6 protein-coding genes and 1 pseudogene are annotated in these 11,172 nt (G+C 52.6%); 6 read left to right on the forward strand and 1 reads right to left on the reverse strand.

The annotated features are described in order from the left end of the window. Nucleotides 1–126: 126 nt before the first annotated feature. From BDD14_RS22370 to BDD14_RS33180, 4 genes and pseudogenes are all read left to right on the forward strand, one after another. Nucleotides 127–1,569 carry a sensor histidine kinase gene (locus BDD14_RS22370; protein ID WP_130421378.1) on the forward strand — a complete coding sequence of 481 codons (1,443 nt, stop codon included), beginning with the start codon at nt 127–129 and terminating at the stop codon, nt 1,567–1,569. Nucleotides 1,570–1,572: 3 nt separating this feature from the next. After that, complete coding sequence (locus BDD14_RS22375; RefSeq protein WP_130421380.1) at nt 1,573–2,268, forward strand: response regulator transcription factor; 696 nt, start codon at nt 1,573–1,575, stop codon at nt 2,266–2,268. A 141-nt stretch (nt 2,269–2,409) separates the two neighbouring features. After that, the gene (locus BDD14_RS22380; protein ID WP_242618131.1) at nt 2,410–5,220 is read left to right on the forward strand and encodes a UPF0182 family protein; all 2,811 of its coding nucleotides are present in this window, start codon (nt 2,410–2,412) and stop codon (nt 5,218–5,220) included. A gap of 1,045 nt (nt 5,221–6,265) precedes the next feature. Next, a pseudogene (locus BDD14_RS33180) lies at nt 6,266–6,460 on the forward strand (IS5-like element ISCARN85 family transposase); the annotation flags it as partial. 160 nt (nt 6,461–6,620) lie between these two features. On the opposite strand, the gene BDD14_RS22385 reads toward BDD14_RS33180, so the two are convergent. Next, on the reverse strand, nt 6,621–7,799 hold the full coding sequence (locus BDD14_RS22385) for a substrate-binding domain-containing protein (protein ID WP_130421382.1): 1,179 nt from the start codon (nt 7,797–7,799) through the stop codon (nt 6,621–6,623). Between the two features lie 255 nt (nt 7,800–8,054). On the opposite strand from BDD14_RS22385, the gene BDD14_RS22390 reads away from it, so the two are divergent. Together BDD14_RS22390 and BDD14_RS22395 are read left to right on the forward strand one after the other, a co-directional pair. Continuing rightward, nucleotides 8,055–9,491 carry an arabinose isomerase gene (locus BDD14_RS22390; RefSeq protein ID WP_130421384.1) on the forward strand — a complete coding sequence of 479 codons (1,437 nt, stop codon included), beginning with the start codon at nt 8,055–8,057 and terminating at the stop codon, nt 9,489–9,491. 146 nt (nt 9,492–9,637) lie between these two features. Then, complete coding sequence (locus BDD14_RS22395; protein ID WP_130421386.1) at nt 9,638–11,149, forward strand: glycosyl hydrolase family 39; 1,512 nt, start codon at nt 9,638–9,640, stop codon at nt 11,147–11,149. Nucleotides 11,150–11,172 lie beyond the last annotated feature (23 nt).

The following is an 11,172-nucleotide window of genomic DNA, read 5'->3' on the forward strand; positions in this document are numbered from 1 at the left end:
TCGTGGAACCGGAATTTGCCGGCCATTCCAGTGAATCGTGAAATCCATCAATTACGCATAAGTGGATTTTTAATGAGTTTTTAACGGGTTCAAAGCTAAAATCTAACTGTTGCCAGTCGCGAAAGAATGCTCAAAAGAACAATTCGCGAGGTCGCTATCAGGATGGCCCTTGGAATCGCGGCAGCGCTGCTTATCACCTGGGTCGCTTCCCAATTTCATTTCAATCTGTCCGCTGCGACGTCTGTTCATCTCTTTCTCGTAACAGCTATTGCGTTGCGGTGGGGCTTTCTTGAGGCGAGCATCGTGTCTTTGCTCTCCGTGGCTTGCCTCGATTATTTCTTCACCCAACCGTTGTTCAAGTTTTATATGACGGACTCCCATGACTGGATAGCTTTGGTCACCTTCGAAAGCGTTGCCTTGCTCGTGAGCCGTCTTTCAAATCAGGTCAGCCGCCATGCCCGTGAATCCGAGATGCATCGGTCACACCTGCAGAAGCTGTATGAACTGAGCCAGAATGTTCTTCTTCTGGACCGGCAGAAGCCAGTCGATCAGCAGCTTGCGAGCCTGATTCAGACCACGCTGCAGGTGAAGGGAGTCGCACTATGGAACGCTTATGACCTGCATCTATGCAGAAGCGGCACCTGTGAGGTCACAGACGATGAAGTGCGTTCCACCCGCTTTACAGAACACAACGAGGATGACCCCCTAACAGCAACTTCGCGGCGCGTCCTACGCTCAGGTACACGATCCATTGGCTCGCTGGTCATCTGCGGCCATTCGCTCGATGATGCTTCGATCAATGCAACCGCTTCGCTCACGGCTGTTGCAATTGAGAGAGCACGCTCCTTCTCCGCGGAAAGCAGCGCTGAAGCAGCTCGTCAAAGCGAGCAACTTCGTTCCGCCGTACTGGATGGTCTCGCACATGCCTTTAAAACTCCGTTGACGACGATCAGAAGCTCAAGTTCCGGCCTGCTTGAAATGGATACCTTGTCCGGCACCGAAAAAAGACTTGTCTCCCTGATCGATCAGCATGCCGATCAGCTCAATGAGCTCACCACACGACTGCTCCGCACGGCGAGAATCGACAATGCCGACCTCAAGCTGAAACGGGAACAAATTGATCTCGCGCAGTTCATACAAAATAGTATCGAAGCATCTTCGCAGGAACTCGGCGCACATCCCGTCTATCTTCAGCCCAAGATGCAACGCGGCACGGTGTGGGCTGACAGGCAACTCCTCGAGATGGCGCTTTTTCAGGTCTTAGATAATGCCGCCAAATATGGCAGCCCTGGCTCCTCCATCACGATAGGCGTTCAGGAAGAGCAGGCAGAGACACTCATCAGTATCAGGAACGAGGGTTCCTTCATCCCCCCTGACGAAAGAGAAAAGATCTTCAAGCGCTTCTATCGCAGCCCAGGTTCGGATCGCAGGGCATCAGGCACAGGTATCGGTCTATCGGTAGTCAAGCGGATAACGGAAGCACATCAGGGACGCGTATGGGTGAATAGCGGCGAGCATACTGGGACTACTTTCTTCCTTACGTTACCCCGAACGGCAAAGGAAAAGTGAAGCATGGACCAACGAAGTAATGTGCTCATCGTAGAGGATGATGCAGGAATTCGGCAAAGCTTGTTTGAGACTTTGACTGCATTAAGATTCGTGGTCGGGGAGGCCGATAACGGAGAAGAAGCCCTGATGCGTCTGCGGATGATCGATTACGACGCAGTCCTGCTTGATATCAATATGCCTGGAATGGGGGGTATTGAAACATGTCGCAGAATTCACCACAGTTACCCCCATATTCCGATCATTATGCTTACCGTGCGAGACGAAGAGGATGACAAAGTGGAGGCGCTCGATGCAGGTGCCGATGACTATGTGACGAAACCGTTTCAAATTCGGGAACTAACTGCGAGGTTGCGGTCGATAATCCGTCGTTCCAAAACATCGGGAGTTCCGTCCGATTCTCCAATCGTGGTTGGCTCTTTGATGCTAGATCCCGATCGTCGTCGTGTCGAAAAAATGGGACAGGAGGTTCACCTCACTCCAAAAGAGTTCGAGATGCTGCGTTATCTGATGGAGCATGCAGGTCGCCCTGTACCTCACAGTCGCTTGCTAATCGCCATCTGGGGATTACAGTATGGAAACGAACGCGAATATTTGCGCGTCCTTATCAACCAGCTTCGAAAAAAAATCGAAGATGATCCGGCACACCCCACCTACATCTTGACGGATAGTTATATTGGCTATCGCTTTCGCGAGGCTTAGTGTGAACTGTCTGCTGATAGAGCTCCTCTCATATGGATCACCAATCCGTAAAACCCCGCGACTGTACACTTAGGTGACTCACCAGGCACTAGTTGTCCGTAACGGATTTGCTTCAGCTTGTGGGGTAGGATGATGCCCAATATGATCGATTTGCCTCACAGCCCGGGACGTCGCCGTCGTGTTTTGCTTGTCGTCGTCCCGTTCGCAGTCCTTTTTCTCTTCGGGAACACGGTTCTTTCGAGCTACGTAAACAGTCTCTGGTTTTCCTCGCTCGGCTATGGAGAGGTCTTCTGGAAGACCCTGGGAATGCAATGGGGTGTATTCGCCGCAGTCGCGACGGCTACCTTTCTCCTCCTCTACGGAATCTTCTTCGGCTTGAGGCGGATACACCGCTACGACCTGCCCGGCAGCCACACCATCATCCTCAATCGCCAACCGGTCACGATCCCGCTCGGCCCGCTCGTGCGCTGGTTGGCAGTGGGCGTTTCAGGCGTCATCGCTCTCGTCAGCGGCGTGGCCATCTCTGCGGATTGGCCTGTTCTGGCCCGCCTCTGGTACGCACCAAAAGTCGCCGGAGCCACGCTTGATCCCCTCCTCAGCAAGCCGCTGAACTTTTACCTATTCACACTTCCAGTCTGGAGGCTCACGGCGGACTGGCTCACCACGCTCGCGTTCTTCGCCGTCGGCATTGCGGTCCTCTTTCTCTTCATCGCAAACGGAAGCCGGGCTCTCGAAGGAAGGAGCGAACACTACATCAAGCCGCCTTGGCGCGGCCTCTCCCTCGCCTCCGCCTTCCTGTTGCTCATGCTGGCCGTGCGGATGTATATCGGCCGTTTTGACCGGATGCTTGAGGAGCATACTGTCTTCTCCGGCGCAACGTACATGGACGCGCACGTCATGCTTAGAGGCTTGCTGATCGTCTGTGTTGCGCTGCTTCTGGGTGCAGCTGTCGCGACGGTCAGTGCCTTTGCGGATCGTGGCAGGCGCTGGCTCGGCCTGGCTGTATTGCCTGCGGTGATCTCCTTCGGGGCACTGCAGCTCTTCAGCTGGTACGTCAACAGCTTCATTGTCAAGCCGAATGAACTGGTCCGGGAGCGACCGTACATCGGCTATAACATCGACTTCACTCGCAAGGCCTACGGGCTGGATCGCATCGCGCAGCGGGAGTTTTCAGCCCAGACGACCGTCGAGTCAGCCGACGCCGTGAACAACCAGGACACCCTCAAAAACATCCGCCTCTGGGACTGGCAGGCCTTACAGGACACCCTGCGCCAGATCCAGGAGATCCGGACTTACTACGACTTTCCCGACATCGACATCGACCGTTACGACCTTAATGGCACAACTCGCCAGGTCATGATTTCTACACGAGAACTCAACACCGAGAAGCTGCCCGAGAGCAGTCGCAACTGGATCAACGAGAAGCTCATCTACACGCACGGCTACGGTGTAACCATGAACTCTGTCAACGGCTTCACGGCAGAGGGTCTGCCGATCCTGACGCTGGGCAACATGCCTGTCCAGAGCACCGTTCCGGGACTCACGCTCACGCGTCCAGAGGTCTACTTCGGTCAACTGACGGACGAGGACGTCTACGTCAAGACGGGCCAGAAAGAGTTTAACTACCCGCAGGGGCAGTCGAACAATCTGACCTCCTACGAAGGCAGCGGGGGCATCGTCCTTGGCGGAGGGTTGCGACGTCTGCTCATCGCGTTCGATCGCGGCGACCTGGCTAAACTGCCGTTCAGCGACGACATCCGCCCTGACAGCCGCTTGCTGATGCGGCGCAACGTCATGGCGCGCGCGTCGGCGCTGGCGCCGTTCCTAACCTTCGACTCCGACCCGTACATCGTGGTCGGGGGCAACGGCAGGCTGTCTTGGATCATCGACGCCTTTACCACATCAGATGCCTTTCCCTATTCGCGGCACTTCAACTTCGCCGGCGACGCCATCAACTACGTGCGGAACAGCGTCAAGGTAGTCATCGACGCCTACGATGGCACGACGACCTTCTACGTCTTTGACTCACAGGATCCGATTCTTGGATCCTATCGGAGCATGTTCCCGAGCCTGTTCAAGGATGGCAGCGCAATGCCGGAGACGCTGCGCAAGCACGTCCGCTACTCCGAATTGCTGTTGAAGCTGCAGGCAGAGGTATACGGCCTGTACCACGTGACCGATCCGGAGATGTTTTACAACCGCGAAGACCTCTGGACACCCGCCTCCGAGAGTAGCGTAGATACACAGGGTCAACGCAGCACCCAGCCCATTGCCCCGAACTTCGTGCTCATGAAGCTTCCGGGTGAGAGCGGCACCGAGTTCGTCAACATCCTGCCGTTTACACCGGCAAACCGCAATAATCTCATCGGCTGGATCGCCGGACGCAGCGATGGCGCGCACTATGGTTCCGCGGTCGTCTACAACTTTCCCAAGACGAAACTTGTCGATGGTCCTCTCCAGGTTGAGGCCCGGATTGATCAGAACGCCGAACTTTCCGGTCAATTGACGTTGTGGAACCAGCAGGGCTCGCGCGTCCGCCGAGGCAATCTCCTGGTCATTCCCGTCGGAAATGCCTTGCTTTACGCGGAGCCGATCTACTTGCAGGCCGAGCGAAGCCCGATGCCCGAACTGCGTCTCGTCGTGCTCGCTCTGCAGGATCGCCTTGCCTACGGACCGACCTTCGAGGCCGCGATGGCCGGGCTCTTTGGCGGGGCGGCGTCCTCCACCAGCGCTGCTCAGGAGACGCAGTCGGGCACGCCGTCACCGGCGGCTTCCAGAAACCCCGAGGAACGGCCAGACCCAAAGGCACCCTGTAGCGCTCGCATTCCCGAGGCCGCCAAAGATCTCTCCGAGTATCAGCGGTTGACGTCAGAAGGCAAGCTTGGTGCCGCCGGCGCAAAGCTCGAACAGCTGAAGCACACGTTGGATGAATTAACTACCTGTCCTAAGTAAGCCCAGATGAGCAGGACAATCGAAATTGAAGATGTCTTGCAGGAATGGCAAAGGAGCAACTTCTTTAAGTCAACCAACGGGCGCAAAAAAAGCCTCCAAAAGGGACGTCCGCAAGAAACTGACTTAGACCTCACCGCCTGACGAGCGACTGGATCGCGCCATTCAGGGTCACTTCCGCCATGTTCGGGACCAAGCATCCATGCCTCATCAGCAGGAGCGAAGATCACCAGAGCTACCTCTTTCTTACGCCCTCAAAACACCGGCCGGAAAATCACCAAATGTGCGCCAGAACCGTTTCAGCTTTGCGCTTACATGGCGTGTTGAAGCTATTTAGAAATATCCCTACTTTTGCCCCGATGTTCCTTGCAGCCATCCTCTCGCCTGGGGATGGCTGTTTCTTTCATGTAAAAGGGGGACGAGAGGAAAGATAGCCGCTCGACACGAAGCAACGTCCTACCAGGTGCGGGACGAATTGGCAACGGCGCTGTAGGTAGCCTTGTCGGGCCGGTACGACGGCGGTCGAAGACGTCCCAACTGCATGAGTCGATGGGAATGCGTTTCGAGGCTACATTTACTAACCTGCCCAACCACTCGAACTTTGCGCCAGCGCCCGTCAACGTATCCGCGCCGGATTCTTTTGGTCATATCACAACCGTGCACACAGCTTATAACGCCGGTAATCGGACGGGCAAATTAGCTCTTCGCCTCGACTTCTGAGAATTGGTATACAGGGAAGGGCGAGGCTCAAGAGCTTCGCCCTTCTTCTTTTGGTCGTCTTTATGCTTTCTTTAGCGGTTGTGGCCTGAAATATGAAGGTGTCGCCAACAAATACGGCGACCAGAGATTAGAACCACTGTGGTATTAGTGTCATGCTCGTATCGACGATTCTCACCGTCATCGCGTTTGTTGGAATTGTGTTCTTATCCTATTCTTTCGTCAAACTGTGTCAGAATCACGCAAAAGACGCTGATGTCCTTGAGGCTCTAGGCTTCTGCGATACAGATTCAAGCGAACTGTTCGATATTGCAGCCTCAAGGATACTTGACCGGTACTTCTATCTAGGTCTAATCGTGTCGAGCGGTGGGACTATGACCGAGCACTCTACAAAAACGCAACAAGATCGAGCGGTTCTTCCGGCGCCTCAAAAGGCTTCCGCGGAATCTTCTGCTGCTTCGAGAAGCTCGACGTGATCTTCCTTGGCTTCCTCAACTTCGCTCTCATCGTCGAAGCGCTGCGTTAGCGTTAACATACCCTGGTTTCAAGCATTTTTCACGCAGATATTTTAAAGTCATGTCCCTGCATGAAATTAGATAATCAACGCCTGGCATGGAGATCATCGTTCGGTATCTCACGATAGCGTAATAAAAATTAGACGACGATCATTTTGAGATGTTAGATTCTCAATGCCAGCTATATAACAATGAGTCGCCATCTCCTCCTCGAATTAGTTTGTCATTTGGGTAACATGTTGAGACGTTGTTAGGGGTAATCATCTGGTGTCGGACGAATGTTGCGGGAGGAATATCCTTGCCCTGAAGTTTGTCCAATGCTAAAGCTATGACGGCATCGCCATAACGTTCCGGGAAGTACGCCACAGATCCTATGAGACGAGAGCCAGATCGCTGCATCTCTCGCCTAGCCTCAATTGAAGCATTGTGCCCGACGGCAAGACAGTTTGCGCCTCTTCCGGCTTCTTCGAACGCGTGCAGAGCACCCAGACAACTTGGATCATTTAACGCGCTTATTAGTACGTGTTTGGTATTGACACGTTGCAGATATCGGCGTGTGACCTGAAGGCTGCTTTCAAAGCGTCCCTTGCCATCGAGGAATCGAACTTTTTGATCCTGGAATTTTGGGATAATTTCTCGAATACCAGCCAGTACGCCTGTAAGTCTTGAGCGCGGAAGCGGGCCTGCCATAGGCAGTTCGAGTAATAGCACTTCATCGACTTGACCTCGCCATTGTTGAATTGCCGCTTCTGCTAAGCTGCGGCCCGCTAGCAAGCCAGCTCGATAGTTATTTGCACCATAATAGTTGGCTCCAGGGTGAGGAATGTCGATTGCGATCAGAGGAATATCCGCTTCGATAAGTTTGGAGGCTATGATTGACGCACTCTGTTCGTTCGTCTGGAACTCGATGACAAGATCCACTTGTTCGCGAACAAATATTTCGGCATTACGAACCGCTATCGTGGGGCTATATCGGTTACTAAGTTCCAATAGTTCTATGCCTGCTTCATAGGCTTGGCTACGAATACTGTCTGAGACAAGTCGGGAAAATGAGAACTCTTCACTCTGGGACGCATAGCCGATGCGGTGGCGATTTCGCCCCTTTAGGTCACTCGCCGCCCGATATTGGTTCTTCGCGGGCCGTTCCAACATGCCCTGGTCGACAAGCGTCGCCAGTAGACGAAATGCTGTTGTACGGCTTAGTTTCGTCTCTTTGACAATGTCGCTAAGCGTGAGCGGTGACCGTTGCCGGAAGCACTTTAGGATGCTGCATGCGCGTTCCACGGCTTGAACGCTATAAGCAGAATCTGCCGCTTTTTGGTTTGAGTTCCCATAGGAGTGCTTCTTCATGCTTCATCCCCAAGCGCCCGATTGCGTAGGGACACATCCTATCATTTCACGCTGCGGAATTGTTTCAGCGCGGCCCTTCCAAAACTTGATGGGCGGATAGGCCCTGAGGCCCATTGGTTCTCAAAAAAAATGGGTGGAAACACTCTCTTCGTTTTCCAAAACATGGAATTAGCGGGTCAGGCGAGAAAAGACTGTTTCTGAGATCGTGAAGACATAACCTGCACTAGCGACCGAAATATTCAAAAGGAGACTGAAGTGGACAGCAGATTTAAGAGGCTTCGTATTGGTTTGGTCGGACTCGGACTTGAGACTTATTGGCCGCAGTTTGAAGGGCTGGAAGAACGATTACGCGGTTATCTAGCAATCGTGCGAGACAAGTTGGAAAGTGAAGAGCGAATCGTTATTACTTTGGGACTTGTGGATAGTCCGCAGAAGGCGGTGGAAGCGGGTCATGTGTGTAGGCAAGAGGACATCGACATTCTGCTGATTTATGTAACGACTTATGCTCTTTCCTCAACGATCCTTCCTGTCATTCTACGTGCAAAGGTACCAGTGATCCTGCTCAATCTGCAGCCGGAACCAGCAATCGATTACGGTGCTATCAATCAAATGGCGAGTCGCACGGCGATGACCAGCGAATGGCTGGCTTATTGCTGTTCATGCCCAGTACCTGAGATTACGAATGTTCTTCGGCGATTGGATATTCCATTTCACCAAGTGACTGGAGTATTGCATAAAGATCCGGTGTGCTGGGAGGATCTTGAGGGGTGGTTGACCGCCGCCCGAATCGCAAAGATATTGAGCCATAGCCGCATGGGCCTGATGGGACATTACTACAGCGGGATGCTTGATGTTGCGACCGATTTAGCGCAAATAAGCGGACGATTCGGCACGCACATCGAAGTCATCGAGGTAGACCAGTTAAGCCGTCTGCGTCGTGATGTGCCGAAGGAAGAGATTGTGGCGAAGCTCGAAGAGTTTCGTCGATTCTTTTCGATTGATGAAGACTGCTCTGAGGAGGAGCTTGAACGTGCCGCAATCACGGCTGTGGCGTTGGACAAGGTCGTGGCGAAGAACACCTTGAATATGTTGGCGTATTACTACATGGGATCGGGCATCGAAGAGAATGAGAACACTTTAAGCTCGATTATTCTGGCAACGTCTTTGCTCACAGGTAACGGCGTTACAACGGCCGGAGAATACGAAGTTAAGAATGTCCTCGCTATGAAGATTCTGGACGAGCTCGGCGCTGGCGGATCGTTCACGGAATATTACGCGATGGATTTCAATGATGATCTTGTCTTAATGGGACACGATGGTCCAGGGCATCCACACATCGCACAGGATCGAATTCGCGTACGTCCGCTGCAGGTCTATCATGGCAAGGTGGGACGTGGCCTCTCGGTCGAGATGGCAGTGAAGTATGGCCTGGTCACTCTTCTGTCGGTTGTAGAAGACAGGAATAAAGGCTTCTCCTTTCTGGTGGCGGAAGGCGAGAGTGTGGCGGGACCTATTCTGCAGATAGGAAATACGAACAGTCGCTATCGTTTTCCGTTGGGTGCGCGCGGCTTTGTAGAAGCCTGGAATGCACAAGGTCCAGCGCATCACTGTGCGATCGGCATTGGGCACTGGGGAAGCCAATTGAACAAGATCGCAAAATTGATGAACTTCGGCTTCCACCAAGTCTGCTGAGGTGCCTCGGTGAGGATCTGCGAAGGTAGTCATTTCATGCTATGGAATAGGATTTACTGTCGAAAATGGATTGCCAAGATTCACTTTGTCTCATTACTCTCCCGACGATATTCCGAACGTCAGATCTTGTGGTTCCGAGGAGATTCATGAAGAATTGGAACGCTATAGTGTTAGCAACAGGATTAGGCTGCTTTATTTCCCCTGCGTTGCTATTCGCGCAAGGGTCAACTCAGCCAGATCTAAAAATTGATTGGTCTAAGACCACTTTCGAATCCAAGTCCACACCTACTCTTCAAGTTGTTGTGAACCCCATGCTGCTTCGTGGCTCAAAGATGCACGATGGCAGCTTCGCCGCACTAAAAATGTTGGGGGCGGAGTATGTCCGCTATGTACCTTGGCTGCCTTATCCAAAGCAGGCCGTTGCTGAATTAGAACCACCCACGAAAGAAAAGACCTCATGGGAGTTCAAATACATCGATCCCGCGTTGGAAGATTTCATGAAAGCGACGGAAGGCCACTCTGTCGTGATGAACTTCAGCACGATGCCAGCCTGGCTCTGGAAGACGGATAAACCAGTCGGTTATCCTGAAGATCCAAATCAAGTATTTTGGAACTATACACAGGGTACCGAGTTGCGGGATCCTACGATGAAGGAAGCGGCGGAATACTATGCTCGGTTGTTGAGTTGGTATGAAAAGGGAGGCCTTACTGACGAGAACGGCAAGTGGCATGAGTCTGGGCACCACTATAAGTTTGCTTATTGGGAAGTCCTGAACGAAGTCGACATAGAGCACCATTGGGCACCAGAAGCTTATACAAAATTTTACGACGTCGTAACGTCTGAGATGCTTAAAGTAGATCCGGATATCAGGTTTATGGCAGTTGCGTCGGCGTACCCGCGCATGCATGGCTCAATGTATGAATATTTCCTAAATCTCAGAAACCACGTTCCCGGTACGCACCTCGATTTTCTTAGCTACCACTTCTATGCTTCGCCATCAGAGTCCGAGCCGTTCGAGGCGATGCAGTACACCTTTTTCGACCAAGCGGACGGTTTTCTTGCAACGGCCAGGTATGTTGAGCAGATGAAGCACCGCCTTGCACCAAACATGAAGACTGATTTGAATGAACTTGGGGTAATTCTTCCCGAGGATGCGAAGAGCAACAGGATCCAAGTTTATAAAGCAAAGCCTGAGCCTGAAGGTTATTGGAATCTTGCGGGTGCAATGTATGCCTACCTTTACATAGAGGCAGCTAAGCTAGGCATCGATGTCGTTGGGGAATCACAACTTGTAGGCTATCCCACTCAGTATCCCAGCGTTAGTATGATGAATTACAACACCACGGAACCGAATCCACGCTTCTGGGTGTTGAAGTTGCTGAAAGATAACTTCGGCCCCGGTGACCATTTGGTGGAAACTGCTGAACGCAATCGCGATTTGGCTGTTCAAGCATTTTCTACTTCCAAAGGCAAGAAGTTGCTGGTTATTAACAAGCGTTCCACTTCTCTGGAACTCGAACTGCCAACCAATGCATTAGCGACTTCGAAGTCCTATGTGGCGCCCTCAACAAAGGACGGGGAGCCTGCCATCAAAACATTACACGGCGCCAACGTGCAGCTGGAGCCATTTGAAGTTGCAGTCGTGCAGGTTAAATAATCTTCCTCGCGAATGTGTCTCGC

It is taken from the genome of Edaphobacter modestus, assembly GCF_004217555.1.
GTDB lineage: Bacteria > Acidobacteriota > Terriglobia > Terriglobales > Acidobacteriaceae > Edaphobacter > Edaphobacter modestus.